Source organism: Streptomyces polyasparticus, from assembly GCF_014493765.1.
Lineage (GTDB): Bacteria > Actinomycetota > Actinomycetes > Streptomycetales > Streptomycetaceae > Streptomyces > Streptomyces polyasparticus.
Map to the genome: position 1 here is coordinate 107,053 of NZ_JACTVJ010000001.1, position 15,861 is coordinate 122,913.

12 protein-coding genes are annotated in these 15,861 nt (G+C 71.4%); 8 read left to right on the plus strand and 4 right to left on the minus strand.

Annotation, left to right across the window (positions count from 1 at the left end):
* Positions 1–41: 41 nt before the first annotated feature.
* Positions 42–1,277, minus strand: a complete 1,236-nt coding sequence (locus H9Y04_RS00410) for an MFS transporter (protein ID WP_187811569.1) — start codon at positions 1,275–1,277, stop codon at positions 42–44.
* Between the two features lie 112 nt (positions 1,278–1,389).
* Between H9Y04_RS00410 and H9Y04_RS00415 the strand changes: the two genes are divergently transcribed.
* Entirely contained in the window at positions 1,390–1,896 is a 507-nt protein-coding gene (locus H9Y04_RS00415) for a MarR family winged helix-turn-helix transcriptional regulator (protein WP_187811570.1), read from the plus strand.
* Between the two features lie 39 nt (positions 1,897–1,935).
* Here H9Y04_RS00415 and H9Y04_RS00420 read toward each other — a convergent pair whose 3' ends face one another.
* On the minus strand, positions 1,936–4,575 hold the full coding sequence (locus H9Y04_RS00420; RefSeq protein WP_438818050.1) for a glycosyl hydrolase family 65 domain-containing protein: 2,640 nt from the start codon (positions 4,573–4,575) through the stop codon (positions 1,936–1,938).
* A gap of 163 nt (positions 4,576–4,738) precedes the next feature.
* Here H9Y04_RS00420 and H9Y04_RS00425 point away from each other — a divergent pair, with 163 nt between their 5' ends.
* The 7 genes from H9Y04_RS00425 to H9Y04_RS00455 all read left to right on the plus strand — a co-directional run bounded on the left by H9Y04_RS00425 (position 4,739) and on the right by H9Y04_RS00455 (position 12,717).
* On the plus strand, positions 4,739–5,662 hold the full coding sequence (locus H9Y04_RS00425; RefSeq protein ID WP_187811571.1) for a DUF4190 domain-containing protein: 924 nt from the start codon (positions 4,739–4,741) through the stop codon (positions 5,660–5,662).
* A 132-nt stretch (positions 5,663–5,794) separates the two neighbouring features.
* A complete protein-coding gene (locus H9Y04_RS00430) occupies positions 5,795–6,547 on the plus strand; it encodes a GntR family transcriptional regulator (protein ID WP_187811572.1) in 753 nt (250 codons plus the stop codon).
* A 225-nt stretch (positions 6,548–6,772) separates the two neighbouring features.
* Positions 6,773–8,476, plus strand: a complete 1,704-nt coding sequence (locus H9Y04_RS00435; RefSeq protein WP_187811573.1) for a purine-cytosine permease family protein — start codon at positions 6,773–6,775, stop codon at positions 8,474–8,476.
* Positions 8,477–8,666: 190 nt separating this feature from the next.
* Complete coding sequence (locus tag H9Y04_RS00440; RefSeq protein ID WP_187811574.1) at positions 8,667–8,846, plus strand: SPOR domain-containing protein; 180 nt, start codon at positions 8,667–8,669, stop codon at positions 8,844–8,846.
* A 37-nt stretch (positions 8,847–8,883) separates the two neighbouring features.
* Positions 8,884–9,282: a (deoxy)nucleoside triphosphate pyrophosphohydrolase gene (locus H9Y04_RS00445; protein WP_187811575.1), complete on the plus strand. Its 399-nt coding sequence runs from the start codon at positions 8,884–8,886 to the stop codon at positions 9,280–9,282.
* A 208-nt stretch (positions 9,283–9,490) separates the two neighbouring features.
* Complete coding sequence (locus H9Y04_RS00450) at positions 9,491–9,910, plus strand: ATP-binding protein (protein WP_187811852.1); 420 nt, start codon at positions 9,491–9,493, stop codon at positions 9,908–9,910.
* A 176-nt stretch (positions 9,911–10,086) separates the two neighbouring features.
* Entirely contained in the window at positions 10,087–12,717 is a 2,631-nt protein-coding gene (locus tag H9Y04_RS00455) for a SpoIIE family protein phosphatase (RefSeq protein ID WP_187811576.1), read from the plus strand.
* A gap of 151 nt (positions 12,718–12,868) precedes the next feature.
* Here the strand turns inward: H9Y04_RS00455 and H9Y04_RS00460 are convergent, their stop codons facing one another.
* Positions 12,869–13,582 carry a PspA/IM30 family protein gene (locus H9Y04_RS00460; RefSeq protein WP_187811577.1) on the minus strand — a complete coding sequence of 238 codons (714 nt, stop codon included), beginning with the start codon at positions 13,580–13,582 and terminating at the stop codon, positions 12,869–12,871.
* A 106-nt stretch (positions 13,583–13,688) separates the two neighbouring features.
* Complete coding sequence (locus H9Y04_RS00465) at positions 13,689–15,797, minus strand: TPM domain-containing protein (RefSeq protein ID WP_438818051.1); 2,109 nt, start codon at positions 15,795–15,797, stop codon at positions 13,689–13,691.
* Positions 15,798–15,861 lie beyond the last annotated feature (64 nt).

Here is a 15,861-nt window from a genome sequence, read left to right on the forward strand (position 1 = left end):
CGAGCCGCCGGCCGCCCATGAGTCGAGCCGCCGGCCGCCCCTCAGCCGAGCACGAGCAGCGCGGCGATCGCGGGCCCGAACGCCCCGCCCAGCTGGTAGCAGAGCACGAACAGGCCGATGGCGGACGCCCGTTGGTGCGCCGGCGCCTCCTGCCCCGCGTACACCGCGAGGACCGCGTTGCCGCCCGTCGCCGCGAGCACCGCGACCGTCGCGGCCACGAGCAGCAGCGGCGCCCACGCGGCGCAGACCGCGGTGAGCGGCGCCAGCGCGCCGAGGGTCAGGAGCACCCCGTACACCGCCCGCCGGCTCATCCGCACCGAGACGGCCGCGAGCCCCCAGGACAGCGCGGACCCGGCGAGCAGCGCGATCATCTGGCCCAGGCCGATGGCGCTCTGCTCCCAGCCCGCACGGTCCGCGATCAGCCGCGGCAGGGCGAAGAGCAGCGAGAAGTACGAGGTGGAGACGGCCAGCGCGGTCAGTGCGGCGCCGGCGAAGCGCGGCGAGCGGACCACGGCGGCCGGCACCAGACCCTCGGGCCGCCGCCGCACATGCAGGACGAGCAGCACGGCCGCGGCGAACGCGGCGAGCAGGACGGGAGGCGCGGCCCCGGTCTGCGGAATCAGCACGAGAGCACTCGCCAGGGCGACCAGCGCGCCTGCTCCCCGTACGTCGAAGGAACTCCCCTTCACCGGCGCCGACTTGGCATACCGCGCCACCGCCGGCACCGCCACCAGGGACACCGCGGACAGGAGCAGCGCCACGCGCCAGGACGCGGCCTCGCCGATCAGGGAGCCGAGCAGCGGCCCCGACGCCCCGAGCACACCGAACCCGGAGGTGATCACGCCCATCCGGCGGGCGGACCCGGCCGCGAGACTCATTGCCACCGCCACGAACCCTGCCCCGCCGAGCGCCTGCGCCGCACGCCCCACGAGCAGCGCGGGCAGCCACGGCGCGAGCGCCACGAGCGCGCTGCCCGCGAGGACGAACGCCGAACTCACCCACAGTGCGGCACGCAGGCCCCGCAGCCGGAGCAGCCCCGCGAACAGCGGTGTGCCGACCGCCATCGCCCAGGCGAAGGCGGTGACGATCCAGGTCACGGAGGCCGTGGAGACCCCCAGCGAGGCGGCCGTGCTCGGCAGGATGAGGACGGGGGCGTTGGCCCCCGCGGCGATCGGTGTGGCGAGCAACGCCAGGAGCGGCGCCGGGACTTGGCGCCCGCCGGTCGCCTCGCGCACCTTGCCCCGTACGGCGGACCCGACGGCGGTCTGGACAGCCATGCCTCCCCCTCAACATTGATTATTTCAACGTTGAGATAAAAGCATCCGGTATCGTTCGGCGTCAACTGTTTCAACGTTGAGATACATCCGAGGGATACGAGGGAGAGGCCCCGTGAGCGACGCGGTGGACGCGATCATCGGCCAGTGGGAGGCGGAACGCCCCGATCTGACCGACGCCCTCTGGCCGGTCCAGGTCATCGGACGGCTGCAGCGCCTCGGCCGGATCCTGGAGAAGGAGATCAAGACCTTCGCGGCCGAACGCGGCCTGGAAATGGGTGAGTTCGACGTCCTCACCACGCTTCAGCGCTCGGGCCCTCCGTACGAGCTGACCGCCGGCGCCTTCCGCAAGGCCGCGATGGTCACCTCGGGCGCGATCACCAACCGCATCGACCGCATGGAGGCCAAGGGCCTGGTCGAGCGCGTACGGGACACCGACGACCGCCGGGCCGTGAAGATCCGTCTGACCGAGCGCGGGCACGAGGTCACCAGCGCCTTCATGAAGGACCACCTCGCCAACGAGGCCCGCCTCCTCGCGGACTTCGGCCGCGAGGGCTCCGAGGAGCTCGCGGCGCAGCTCCGCAGACTCCTCGAGGCGTTCGGCGACACCTCGATCAAGTGACCTGCGGCGGTACGCCTTTCGCGTGGCGGGACGCGGAGCTCAGGTGACCCTGAGCTCCGCCACCGCCTCCGGTCCGGCCCCCGTCTGCACGATCCGCACCCACCGCACGGAAGCCCCGGGGGCGAATCGCCCCCACCGCTTCCCGTCCACCGACGTCTCCACCCGATAACTCCCGCCCGCGGAAACGGACTTCACCGGCCGCATCTGCCCCAGATCCACACTCAGCGCGGCCCCCGCCCGCTCCGGCCGCCACACCGTGGCCGTGCTCCCGTCCACCGCGGCCGCCGCGTAGAGCCCGGGTTCCTCCGAGGTCGCCGAGACCGGGCGGCAGCGGGCGAGCGAGCCGCCCGGCGCCAGGTCGGGGCGGCGGGTCTTCAGGGCGGCCGGCTTGCCGGCGGTCACCGTGAACGACCCCTGCGGCGACTCGACCGTGAACGGCTTCCCCGACGTCAGCCGCACCGTCGTCTCCCGCGGTCCCACGGCCACGTCGTATGTGCGCCCGCGCCATGACAGCCCGTACAGCCGTACGCCGGAAGCGAGTTGGGGCGGAAGGACCGGGTCGAGCCGCACCGCGTCGGGATGCAGCCGCAGCCCCGTCAGACCGTGCGTGAACACCTGGAGGAACCCGCCCTTGCCCGTGAGGAAGTCCTGCGCGGGGGAGCCCGCGAGCGGATCGTGCGCGCCGGCCTTCTCGCCGCGTGCCTCCGAGAAGAGCGCGAACGGGCCGCGCACGAAGGGCCGGATCGCGCGCTGCAGATAGGTGTACGCGGAGCAGCCGGGCTCACCGATCGCCGCCGCGTCGACCGCATGCACCGAGTCGGTCATCGCCGGACCGTCCGGGTCCGTGATCGCCGCGTAGTGGTCAAGGGTCGCCGCGGCGGCACCCTCCGGCATCGGCCACTCCAGGGGATACATCAGGAGCACCGTGTCCGCCTGCTTGATCTTCGGCGCGGAGAGCCGCTGGAACCCCTCGTACTGCCAGAAGATCTTCCGCCGCGCGTCGTACGGGATCCGCAGCTTGTCCGCGATGCGCCGCCAGGCGGGAGCGGGCCGCCCGCCGAGGAGTTCGACGGCCTCGGCGGCATGGCGCAGGGCGGTGGCCGCGCCCGCGTTGGTGAAGACCGCGTCGTCGACGCCGTTGCTGTACTCGTCGGGACCGGCCACATCGCGGAGCGAGTACGAACCGTCCGCGTTCCTCTCCGCCTTGTCGGCCCAGAACTCCGCGATCCCGCGAAGCAGGGGCTCCCCGCGCTCGCGCAGCCAGCGGCGGTCACCGGTCGCGAGCCAGTACTGCCAGGCGGCGAGGGCGATATCGGACTGCAGATGGACCTGCGTGAGGCAGTGCGGCGGACGCCAGCTGTGGCACTCCGCCCAGAGCCGCCCCTTCGAGCCGCTGGTCCAGGGGAAGAAGAGGCCCTTGAAGCCGAGCCGCCGGGCGTTCTCGCGGGCGCCTTCGATCGTGTGGAAGCGGTAGTCCAGGACCGGCTTGGCGAGCTCGGGGCGGGTGGCGAGCAGCGGCGGGAACATCCAGGTCTCGGCGTCCCAGAAGACGAGCCCCGCGTAGTTGTCGCTGCTCAGGCCGACTGGCGAGAGGCTGTCACGGCCGCCGCGGCGCAGCGCCGTGTACAGGCCGTACTGCGCCGAGCGCGTCCACAGCTGCAGATCCTCGCGGCCCGGCACCTCCACCCGCGAGGACCACAGGCCGCGCCAGGCCGCGGTGTGCGCGGCGAACAGCGCGGGCCAGCCGCGCAGCGCCGCGTGCTGCGAGGCCTGGACCGCGGCCCGGCGGGAGTCCGCGCCGGCCTCGGCGCTGCCGACGCCGACGAACTTCACGACCTCGTAGCTCTTGCCCGACCGCACGGGGAACTTCGCGGCCTGCGCCACGCTCAACCCCTTGGCCGGCCCCGCCGCCCGGACCCGCCCGGGCGCCCGCAGCGTCGAGGCGAGCGCGCCCCGCGTCCCGGTCCCGTCCGCACGGAAGGCCACATCGACGGTGGCCCGCCCGGTGGCCCCGCCGCCCTCGTGGGTGAGCCGCCGCGCGCCCCGGCCGTCGATCCGGTCCACGACGGTGGCCTCACCGTTCCAGTGCGGGGTGATCCGCAGCCGTACCGCGGCGCCCCGCGGGGCGTTCCGGTCGGCGAGCACGTCGTAGACGAGGTCGGTGCGGCGGCCGTCGCCGGCGGTCCAGGTGAGCGCCGTCCGCACGAAGCCGCAGCGCAGGAAGAGCGTCTGCCGGTACGCGGAGACCTTGCCCTGTGTGCCGTACGTCCGGTCCCCGGCGGCGAAGTCGAGGGTGCTCCAGTTCGGCAGCGCGGCGACGGCCTGGCGCCCCGACTCCTTGTCGATCCCGTACAGCCCGGCCGCGAACGCCCCGTCGTAGCGCGGCGTGAACAGCGGCCACCCCGTCTTCGCGTCGGACACCGCGTACCCGTGCCCGCGCGGCGGCACCCGCACCCCGAGCAGGCCGTTGCCCACATAGGCGTGTGCGGGCCCGGTCTTCCGCGGATCCGTGGAGCTCGGCGTCCAGCCGGGGGAGGGTGCACAGCTCCCGCCGGGGGCCGTACGGTCCATCGGATCGGCGGGCCAGGGGCGCCCGGCCGCCTCGGCGGACAGGGCTCCGGTCAGGAGCGCCAGGGCGGCGGCGAGTGCGGCGTACCGGGTGCTGCGCGGGGTGGTCACGGGCCGACCCTAGGAAGGGTGCCGGGCGCTGCCGGGGCGCGGCGCGCGGGGGTACCACGCATGGAGGGTGCGGCCCGGGTTCCGGACGACAGGGCACAGGTGCCCCCGCGCCCCGTACGATTCGGGCAGCAGTTCGCACGAGCCGACCAGGAGACCGGAACCCGTGGCCATACCCCCGCCGCCCCAGGACAACCCCTACGGCCCGCCTCCGCAGAACGATCCGTACGGACAGCAGCCCCAGCCGCAGCCCCAGCCCTATGGGCAGCAGCCTTACGGCCAGCAGCAGCCGTACGGCCAGCAGCCCCAGGCTCCGTACGGTCAGCCGCAGGCGCCCTACGGACAGCAGCCTCCCTACGGCGGCTGGGCGCCCTATCCGGCCGCTCCCAAGACCAGCGGTCTGGCCATCGCCGCGCTCGTCACCTGTGTGCTCTGCTTCCTGCCGCTCGGCCTGATCTTCGGTGTGGTCGCGCTGCGGCAGATCAAGAAGAACGGCATGACCGGCAAGGGCCTCGCGATCTCGGGCATCGTGGTCAACTCGGTGACCCTCCTCCTCACCCTCCTCTTCTTCGTCAGCGGTGCGGCCGCCGACTTCCGTGAGGGCTTCGAGGAGGGCATGAAGGACGCCCAGAAGGAACAGCTCGCCTCGCCCGACAAGGGCGAGTGCTTCAACGCGCCCGGCGGCGACCTCGAAGGCCTCACGTACGAGCTCGATGTCGTGCCCTGCTCGAAGCCGCACGACGGCGAGGCCTTCGGCTCGTTCCAGCTCGACCACAGCGAGTTCCCGGGCCAGAGCAAGATCGACGAGCTGGCGAACGAGAAGTGCGGCGCCATGGTCGAGGACTACGTCGGCAATATCGACGCCATCCCCGAGGACACGTACATCTTCTTCTACAGCCCGACGTCCCAGAGCTGGAAGCTCGGCGACCGTGAGGTCACCTGCATCCTCGGCGAGGAGAACGGCGGCCGGACGACGGGCTCGCTGCGGGACGCGGGCGGCTCCGGCAGCTCGGGTGACGGCACGAAGTCGGAGGAGCCCGCTCCGGGCACCTCCGAGGAGCCCGCCCCTGGTGAGGGTGCGGACGTCTAGATCAACTACGCGCCGGGGGCAAGCTTCCCACCAGGAACAGCATCACTTCGAGTGATTCCCTGGCCTTTGGTTGCGGTCAACAACCCACGGTTGCCAGGCTGTTGCTGTCTGTCAACCTGATGGGAGTGGCCAGTGACGTTCGGTGAGCAGCCCGCGTATCTGCGCGTAGCGGACGATCTCCGGAAGCAGATCGTGAGCGGCACGCTGCCGCCGCACACCCGGCTCCCCTCGCAGGCCCGGATCCGCGAGGAGTACGGCGTCTCGGACACGGTCGCCCTGGAGGCCCGCAAGGTCCTGATGGCCGAGGGTCTCGTCGAAGGACGCTCGGGATCCGGTACGTATGTGCGCGAGCGGCCTGTTCCGCGCCGGGTCTCGCGCGCGGCCTACCGGCACAGAGGCGGGCTCTCGCCGTTCCGGCAGGAGCAGGCCGAGGCCGGCGTGCGCGGCACCTGGGAGTCCCGCAGCGAGCAGGACCTGGCGGACGCCGACGTGGCCCGCAGGCTCGCCCTCGAGCCGGGCGACCGCGTGATGCGCACCTCGTACGTCTTCCGCGACGCGGGCGAGGCGATGATGCTCTCCACGTCCTGGGAGCCCCTCGTGATCACCGGCCGCACTCCGGTGATGCTCCCCGAGGAAGGACCGCTCGGCGGCTGCGGGGTGGTGGAGCGGATGGCCGCCATCGACGTGATCGTGGACAACGTCGCGGAGGAGGTCGGCGCCCGCCCCGGCCTCGCCGAGGAGCTGCATCTGCTCGGCGGAGTGCCGGGCCATGTGGTCCTGGTCATCGAGCGCACGTACTACGCCTCCGGCCGCCCGGTCGAAACGGCCGACGTGGTCATCCCGGCAGACCGCTACCGGGTGGCCTACCACTTGCCGGTCAAGTAGCCCTGCTGGCGGCCGAGTAGCCCGAGCAGTCGCTCGGTCAACGCCCACCACAAGGGACTTGACCGATACCCGGACGCCCGCGTCCGCCGCCGTGACCCGGAGTTAACGCCATCTCCGGCTGTGTAACACCGGGTTAATGGTATACCGCTACGGATCGTCATGTCCGGCTCCTACCTTCACCGACCGAACCCGCACCCAGGTCGGCGACAGCGTGAAGGAGCCAGCATGACGGACACGGTCACTCGCACCGAAGAGGTCGATCCGGGGCCTCCGAAACGGAGTTACGCCAAACTCGCCGCGGACGAGAGCCGCGAGGACTACTCGCTGCGCTATGCCCCGCACTCGTTCCGGCGCTGGTCGCCCTCGATGGTCGCGGGCACCGCGCTCGGCGGCATCGCCTATCTCGCGGACTTCGCGATCGGCGCCTCGATCGTGTTCACGTACGGCTTCACCAGCGGCTTCGCCTCGATCCTCACCGCGGCCACGATCATCTTCATCACCGGCATCCCCATCGCCAAGGCCTGCGCGAAGTACGGCCTGGACATGGACCTGGTGACCCGCGGCGCCGGCTTCGGCTACTTCGGCTCCACGCTGACGTCGCTCATCTACGCGTCCTTCACCTTCATCTTCTTCGCGCTCGAAGGCTCGATCATGGCCCAGGCCATGAAGCAGGCCTTCGGACTCCCGGTCGAGATCGGGTACCTGGTCACGACGCTGATCGTGATCCCGATCGTCTTCCGCGGCATGGGCGCGCTCGCCAAGGTGCAGGCCTGGACGCAGCCGATCTGGATCATCGGCATGATCCTGCCGTTCGTCATCCTCGCCTTCGAGGCACCGGACGCCTGGGGCGCCTTCGGCTCCTTCGGCGGCACGGAGGGCGCGGGCTCCGGCTTCGACTGGATCGGCTTCGGACTCGGTACGGGTGTCGCGTTGTCCCTCATCGCCCAGATCGGCGAGCAGGCCGACTACTTGCGCTTCATGCCGAAGAAGACCGAGGCGAACAAGCGCCGATGGAATCTGGCCGTTCTTGCCGCGGGTCCCGGCTGGGTGATCATCGGCGCGGCCAAGCAGCTCGGCGGCGCCTTCCTCGCCTTCGTCGCCCTGGAGGCCGTGGGCAAGACGCACGCGCTCGAACCCATCGCGCCTCAGCTCGAAGCACTCAAGCCCTGGCTCGGCTCGGTGGCGCTGCCGGCCGCCGCGATCTTCGTGATCGTCTCGCAGATCAAGATCAACGTCACCAACGCCTACAGCGGCTCGCTGAGCTGGTCGAACTTCTTCTCCCGCATCACGCACAAGCACCCGGGCCGGGTCTGGTACATCTTCCTCAACCTGGCCATCGCGCTGACGCTGATGGAAATGAACATGTTCGCCGCGCTCAACAAGCTGCTCGGCTTCTACTCCAACGTCGGCATCGCCTGGATCACCGCGGTCGCCGCCGACCTGGTCATCAACAAGCGGATGGGCTGGAGCCCCAAGTACATCGAGTTCAAGCGCGCGTACCTGTACGCGGTGAACCCGGCGGGCTTCGGTGCCATGACGATCGCCTCGACCGTCTCCATCATCGCGTTCTTCGGGGCTTTCGGGGAGTACGGCGAGGCCTTCTCGACCTTCATCGCCGCCGGACTCGCCCTGATCCTCTGCCCGTTGATCGCCTGGGCCACCAAGGGCAAGTACTACCTGGCCAGGCCCAACCCGGTGAACGGCCCGGACGTCGTGATCGAGGACGAGACCGCCACGCACGACTGCGCGGTCTGCGAGACCGCCTACGAGCTGCCCGACATCGCCGACTGCCCGGTCCAGAGCGGCCCCATCTGCTCGCTCTGCTGCTCCCTGGACGCCGACTGCGGCGACGTCTGCCGCAAGGCACCGTCCGCCGAACCGGTCCTGATGCCGCTGCCGACCGTCCGTACCGCCGCTGAACAGCCTTGATCCCGGACCGACTTGAGGGAGAGGGGGCGCATCCGCGGGATGCGCCCCCTCACCCATGGCCGATTCGCTACCTCTTTGTGCCATACCGGCTCCGCAGAGTGAAGGTCGGGCGTAGGCTCGGGCATATGCGTAGTGCGGTTTCCCCACAGGACGCGATGCGGCGCGCGCCAAGCGGAGGGGCGGGTGAGCGATGAACGACAGCAGCCCCCTGCTCCCTTGGCATGTCATACGGCAGGACGACAACGGCAACCGCTACCGCGTCGGCAGGTATGCGACCAGGGCGGAAGCGGAGAAGGTGGTCGACACCCTGGAGGGGCGCGGCCACAAGCAGCTCTACTGGGTGGAGCGCCCCGACCGCCGCACCGCCTGACGCAAGCGGACTCCCGGCGGGCCGTAGGCTCCCGCGCATGAACGAACGGATCGTGGTGGTCGGTGCCGCACTGTGGCACGAAGGGCGCATCCTCGCGGCCCGGCGCAGCGCCCCGCCGGAGCTCGCTGGCCGCTGGGAGCTCCCCGGCGGCAAGGTCGAGGAGGGCGAGCGCCCCGAGGAGGCCCTCGTACGGGAGCTGCGCGAGGAGCTCGGCGTCGAGGCCGAGCCCGTGGAGCGCATCCCGGGGGAGTGGCCGCTCGGCCGCCCCGGATACGTCCTGCAGGTCTGGTCCGCCAAGCTCCTGAGCGGTGAGCCCGCCCCGCTGGAGGACCATGACGCGCTGCGCTGGCTGCGCACCGACGAGCTCGACGAGGTGGACTGGCTCGACCAGGACCGCCCGGCCGTCCTGGAGGCGGTCCGCCGTCCGCATCCGTGACGGCTGATCCTTCCCTCGCATCCCCGACGCCGGATCCGTCCCCCCGTAATGGGGGGCTCGGAGGATGCGAAACCCCAGCTGGTGAACACCCCCCTACGCCGTTTGTGCCACAGTGCGCCGACATAAGCGGTAGGCGCTTCCTGATATCGGGTATGTGCTGATTAACCCCATGAAACCGGACAGAGGCTCCGGTCCCCCGCTCCGGGAAGTGATCGGCGTGATCGAGACCGAAGGCGACTGCGCCGAGTGGACCTTCCCCGCCGACCCGACCGCTGTCCGCACCGCCCGCGCGGTCGTCCGCAAGCAGCTCGTGCACTGGGGGATCGGCACACTCGGTGATGTCACGGTGCTGCTCGTCAGCGAGCTCGTGACCAATTCTTTGCGGTACGCCTCGGGACCCATCGGTGTAAGGCTCGTACGCCCCCTCGACGCCCCCGGCGTACTGCGGGTCGAAGTCTCCGATCCGCTGCCGGATCCGCCCCTCGAGCGGCATGCGTCCCTGGACGACGAAGGGGGCCGTGGCCTGCAGCTTGTCGCCTGCTCGGCCACGCGCTGGGGGACCAGACAGGGGCATTCCGGCAAGACCGTCTGGTTCGAGCTGACGCTTCCGGTTCCCGGGCGGGGTTAGAGGCGGCCTCCGCATGGTTAGAAGGTGAACTAGAGCCGATCTCTTGTGGGCGGCCGAAAAGGGTTGTCTCGCATGGGAGCTGTGAACGCAGTGTTGCGTGCGGCCGTAGTGCTGGATACTGCGGGCAAGCCGTCGAGAGGTCCGGTCCATGACGGCGAGCTGGAGGGGACGGTCGCGTGAGCGAGATACCAGCTGGGGTGCCAGAGCCCGAGCAGCCCGGCGGGCGGGAGTCCGCGCGGGGTGCAGGCGACATCCTGTGGCAGTCGAGCCCGCCCGGTTCGATCTATGACTACATCAAGGTCGCCTCGTTCTCGCTCGGCGCCGACGGCCGGATCGACCAGTGGTCGCTGCGCGCGGAGCAGCTCTTCCATGTCGCCGCGGCCGACGCCGTGGGCAAGGACCCCATCGAGGCCTTCGTCCCCTCGGGGCTGCGCGACGTCGGTCACCGCAGGGTCGGCGAGATACTCGACGGCAAGGAGTGGACGGGCATCGTCCCCTTCCGGATGGCCGAGGACGGCTCGAATGAAAGGGGCGGCGCGCAGCGCCTCGTTGAGGGGCGGTGGTCGGGCGAGGGGCTGGCCGGGGTCGCCGAGGTCTATGTGATGCCGACCGAGACCGAGCGGGGCGAGCGGGGCGCGGTCTGTATCGTGGTCGACGTCAGGGCGCTGCGCCGGATAGAGACCGACCTGGCCGCCTCGCAGGCGATTTTCGGGCAGTCTCCCTTCGGGTTCCTGCTGTTCGGAACCGATCTACGCGTGCAGCGCGCCAACAAGCGCTTCGCCGCCGTCTTCGGCGGCAGCGCCGACGACCACCGCGGCCGCACCGTCCACGACTATCTGCCGCGCGGCGAGGCCGACCGGATGGCCGCCGCGCTCAAGCGGGTCCTGGAGACCGGCGAATCCGTCACGGACATGCAGATCGTCGGACCCGCGCCCGGCTCCAACGACCGCCGCCACTGGTCCATCAACCTCTACCGCGTGCACAGCGGCACGGGCCGCCCCATCGGCGTCGCCGGCCTCGGCACCGATGTCACCCGCCGCCATGCGGCCGCCCGCGAGGCCGCGCAGTCCCGCCGTAATCTCGCGCTCCTCAATGAGGCCGGTTCACGGATCGGCAACTCCCTCGATCTGGAGACCACCGCCCGCGAACTCCTCGACGTCACCGTCCCGGTCTTCTGCGACCTGGCCTCCGTGGACCTCTACCAAGGGCTGCTCGACGGTGACGAGACCCCGCCCGGTCTCGCCGACGGCAGCGCGGAGCTGCGCCGCGTCGCGTTCTCCAGCGCGGTCTCGGACGCGCCGATAGACGACTGCGGAGAGCCCGTCACCGTGGGCGCCCTGCACCGCTACTCCTTCAACTCGCCCTGCGCGGACGCCCTGCGCACCGCGCGCCCGGTCACCATTCCGCGCACCGAGGGCGGCATGGTGCGCTCCACGCTCGCCGTGCCGATGGTCGCGCACGACACCGTCGTGGGCCTGGTCCGCTTCTCGCGCACGATGGGCAGCGAGCCCTTCTCGGAGCGCGACCGCACGCTCGCGGTGGAGCTGGCCGCGCGGGCCGCCGTCTGTATCGACAACGCCCGCCTGTACCGCCGCGAGCACGAACGCGCCCTGATCCTCCAGCGCTCCCTGCTGCCGCCCGGCGACCCCGAGGCCGCGGGCCTCGACATCGCCTGCCGGTATCTGCCCGGCAACGCGGCCACCGAGGTCGGCGGCGACTGGTTCGACGTCATCGAACTGCCAGGACACCGCACCGCCCTCGTCGTCGGCGACGTCATGGGCCGCGGTCTGCGCGCGGCGGTCGCCATGGGTGAACTCCGTACCGCCGTCCGCACGTTGGCGCTCCTCGACCTGGAGCCGGCCGAAGTCCTCAGCGCCCTCGACGAGATCGCCCGGGGCCTGGGCGCACCGACCCCCTGGGGCCAGCACACGCACTCGCCCCAGTCCACGCGCCGCGCCCTGCAGGGCCGCGACGTCGACCCCTCCGAGGTCTACCTCGCGACCTGCGTCTACGCCGTGTACGACCCGGTCACCCGCCGCTGCACCTTCGCGAACGCCGGCCATCTGCCGCCCGTCCTCGTGGAACCGGGCGAAGAGGCCCTGATGCTCGACGTGCCCCCGGGCATGCCGCTCGGCGTCGGCGGCGAGCCCTTCGAAGAGGTCGAGGTCCAGCTCCCTGAGGGCGCGCTGCTCGCCCTCTACACGGACGGACTCGTCGAATCCCGCGACCACCCGCTCGACGAGGGCCTGCGGGCCTTCCGCTCCGCGCTCACCGACCCGGCCCGCCCGCTGGAGGACGTCTGCGACCACGTCCTCAACACCCTGGACACCCGCCACGGCGAGGACGACATCGCCCTGCTCATGGCCCGCGTCCAGGGCCTGCCCCGCGAAGCCGTCGGCGACTGGACCCTGCCGCGCGAGGCACGCTCGGTGGGCCGCGCCCGCGAACTGGCCCGCGCCCAGCTCGCCTCCTGGGACCTCGAAGCCCTCGTGGACACCACGGAGTTGCTGGTCAGCGAGCTGGTCACCAACGCCCTTCGGTACGGCGAAGGCGAGATCAGACTCCGTCTGCTCCTCGACCGCACCCTGGTCTGCGAGGTCTGGGACGCGGGCCTCGTCCAGCCGCGCCGCCGCCGCGCCCGCGACACGGACGAGGGCGGCCGCGGCCTCCAACTCGTCGGCCTCCTCAGCGCCTCCTGGGGCGCCCGCCGCACACCCCGCGGCAAAACGGTGTGGTTCGAACTGCCGCTGCCGGACGGCGAATCCCCTTCGGAGCCCTCGGTGGATGCGCTGTTGAGCATGTTCTAACCCAGCCCCTGCGGCGTTTGAGCAGATCTTTCAGCCCCTCCGGCGTTTGAGGAGACCCGAACGAAGTTCGGATGCCGGGGTCCGGGGCGGAGCCCCCCACGCGGCGGAGCCGCAAATGTCACAGCCGGGAAGGGGCGGGGCTGGGGAAAATTCAAGCCGTAGCCTTCATGGCGGCGAGCCGAGCCTCGATCTCCGCCTGGTCGCCCAGAGAGTCGAGCTGCTCGAACTGGGCGTCCAGGGACGACGCCGCCAGCTCCTGCTTGCCCAAGGCGCGGGCCTCCTCGCGACGAACCTTGTCCTCGAAGCGGGAGAGCTCACTCGTCGGATCGAGCACATCGATGTTCTGCGCCGCGTCCATCATCTGGTTCTGCGCCTCGGCGGTCTTGGCCCGCGCCACCAACTGATCCCGCTTGGCCTGCAGCTCGCTGAGCTTGACCTTCATCTGGTCGAGGCCGGACTTCAGCTTCTCGACCACCTCGGTCTGCGCCGCGATCGTCGGCTCAGCGTCCTTCGCCTCCTTCTCGGACTGCAGCTGCCGCCCGAGCGCCACCTTCGCGAGCGCGTCGAACTTGTCCGCGCCCTCCGCGTCCCCGCCCGAGCGCAGCTGATCGGCCTTCTTGCTGGCCGCGAGCGCCTTGCCGCCCCACTCACCGGCCGCGTCCACATCCTCCTTGTGGTCCGCTTCGAGCAGCCGCAGATTGCCGATCGTGGTCGACACCGCCTCCTCCGCCTCGCGGATGTTGTTGGTGTAGTCGCGGATCAGCTGGTCGAGCATCTTCTGCGGATCCTCGGCCTGGTCGAGCAGCGAGTTGATGTTGGCCTTCGCGAGCTGGGCGACACGGCCCAGGATGGTCTGCTTCGTCATCGCGGTGAACTTCCTTTACAGGTACGTGAGTTCCGATGCGGATACCTGAGTTCCGGGACCGCGTACGGAAGCCACGAGAAGGGCCCTCCGTACGCGCAAGCCTGATTCAGAAGCGCCCTCCACCGCCCATCCGCCCCCGCGTCCCACCCCCGCCGAAGCTCCCCGGCCCGCCGAATCCGCCACCGCCCCCGCCGCCCCGGCCGTAACCGCCGCCGAAGCCGCCGCCCATCCCGCGCCCCATCCCGCCGAGCACCTCGCCGAGGATGATCCCGCCGAGCACCGCACCGCCGGTCCCGCCCGAGCGCGAACGGCCGGCATACGGACCGCCGTACGGATCGAAGGACTGGGCGTCGCGCTCGGCCAGCTGCTGCGCCTGACGCGCCATGGAGTCCGCCTGCTGGGCCCGGGCCAGCGCACCCGAGGCGTCGGTGGCCGCCAGCGCGTCGGCGGACGCGAGATGCCGCTGCGCCTCCGCGAGCCGGGTACGGGCCTCGCTGCCCACCCCGCCCCGGTGCGTGGTGATGTAGTCGGCGGCCGCGCTCACCGCGCTGCGGGCGGTGAGCAGCGTCTGGTCGAGCAGCCCGCGCGCCCGCTGATCGGCGACCTCACGCTCGCGTGCCCCGGACAGGGCCTCGTCCAGCGCGGCATCGGCCTCCTCGATACGGCGCAGCGCGTCGATCGGGTCGTACCGCCCGCCGGCCACCACTGCCCGTACGTCCTGGAGCACGGTCTCGGCGCGCGCGATCCGCCCCTGCAGATCGGCCGTCGAGGTCCCGGCCGTGGTGCCCTGGAGCAGCCCGCGGGCGTCGGCCAGATCGGTCTCCGTCTCGGTCAGCGCTCCCGGCAGCTTCGCCTCGGCCTGTCCGAGCTCCTGCGCGAGTCGCTCCACCGCGTCCACCAGCGTGCCCGCCTGGTCGACGGCGCCCTCGGCGGCCCGCAGATACACCGCGGCCTGCCCGTTCTCGCCCGTGTCCACCGCCTGCCGCGCCTGGTTGAGCGTGCCGGTCGCGAAGAGCAGCCGCTCCTTGGCCTCCTCGATGTGCCCGCTCACGGGCGCGGCCGCGGAGTCCGCATAGCGCGTGGTCAGCGTGGTGTACGTACCGGCCGCCGCGGTGGTCCGCGCGCTGACCTCGCGGAACGTGCCCTCCGCGAGCGTCAGCGCCGCGGGCGCGTTCTGCTCCAGGGCCCGGAGCCGGTCGAAGTCCGCGGTCTCGGCGTCGAGCCGCCGGCTGGCCTCGGAGCACCGCGAGACGATCTCGTCGAGCATCCGCCGCTTGGTCGTGTCGTCCTCGGGAAACGCGTCGTCGAGCTGCTGCCGCAGCTTGAACGCTGCCGTCAGCTCACCCTTCGCGTACGTCACCGCGTCCTGGAACCGCTTGACCGCGTCGTCCCCGAACTGGGCTGCGGCGAAGCCGAGTTCCTCGGTCGACGTCCGTACCGCGTCGTCCGTCTCGACGAGCAGCAGCCTGGCCTTCTTGTCCAGCTCGGGCAGCGGGGTGGGCGCGGGCCCCTGCGACCAGCCCGGGGCCGCCCCGCCCGGTCCGCCGCCGTTCTTCTTCCGCTTGCCCCGCGTGTACGCGTACGCGGCCAGCGCACCCGCACTGCCCACCGCGACCACCGGAAGCACCAGGTCGCCGGTGGCCGGACCGTGGTCCTCGGCCGCACCCGGGTCGGGGTCGCCCGGAGTGATCGCGGGGGCCGGCACCGGCTGACCCGACAGCACGGCGTCGCATCCGTTCGCCGCACCGATCGCGGCTCCCGCCCAGTCGTTCTGCTTGAGCGCCGGCTCGATCGCCGTGGTCGCGACCTGCTGCAGCTGGGCCTCGGTGAGCCGGGAGTCCTGGTCGACCGAGTACGCGTACTGCCGGTCGTGCGTGGCGACGGCGAGCAGGATGTCGTCGAGCCCGAGCCCGTTGCGCTCGGCGGTGCTGTTGGCCCAGCTCTTCGCGGACTGCCCGGAGAAATCCCGTACGTACGCGACGAAGAGCTGGATCCCGTTGTCGTCATAGAGCTTGTCGAGCGCCTGCGTCACCTCGCCCTTGCGGTCCCCGAGCGCGCCCACCTTGTCGGTGATCTGCCCGGTCCGCGACAGCGTGATCGGGCCCTCGGCGTGTGCGGGGCCCGACACGAGCAGTGGCAGCACCACCACGAAGAGGGCGGCGAGCACCGCCCGCGCGGCTATGTGGGGCAGCGAGCGATCGCGGGATGGCGTCACATACGTGAGCCTATGTCCGCTTATGTGGGGTCGCGACCGGGCCCGTTCCCGGTCGTGGGGCCGT

Coding starts and splice junctions, on each gene's coding strand:
- H9Y04_RS00410 (WP_187811569.1), bottom strand. CDS start 1,277: ATGGCTGTCCAGACCGCCGTCGGGTCCGCCGTACGGGGCAAGGTGCGC.
- H9Y04_RS00435 (WP_187811573.1), top strand. CDS start 6,773: ATGACGGACACGGTCACTCGCACCGAAGAGGTCGATCCGGGGCCTCCG.
- H9Y04_RS00440 (WP_187811574.1), top strand. CDS start 8,667: ATGAACGACAGCAGCCCCCTGCTCCCTTGGCATGTCATACGGCAGGAC.
- H9Y04_RS00445 (WP_187811575.1), top strand. CDS start 8,884: ATGAACGAACGGATCGTGGTGGTCGGTGCCGCACTGTGGCACGAAGGG.
- H9Y04_RS00460 (WP_187811577.1), bottom strand. CDS start 13,582: ATGACGAAGCAGACCATCCTGGGCCGTGTCGCCCAGCTCGCGAAGGCC.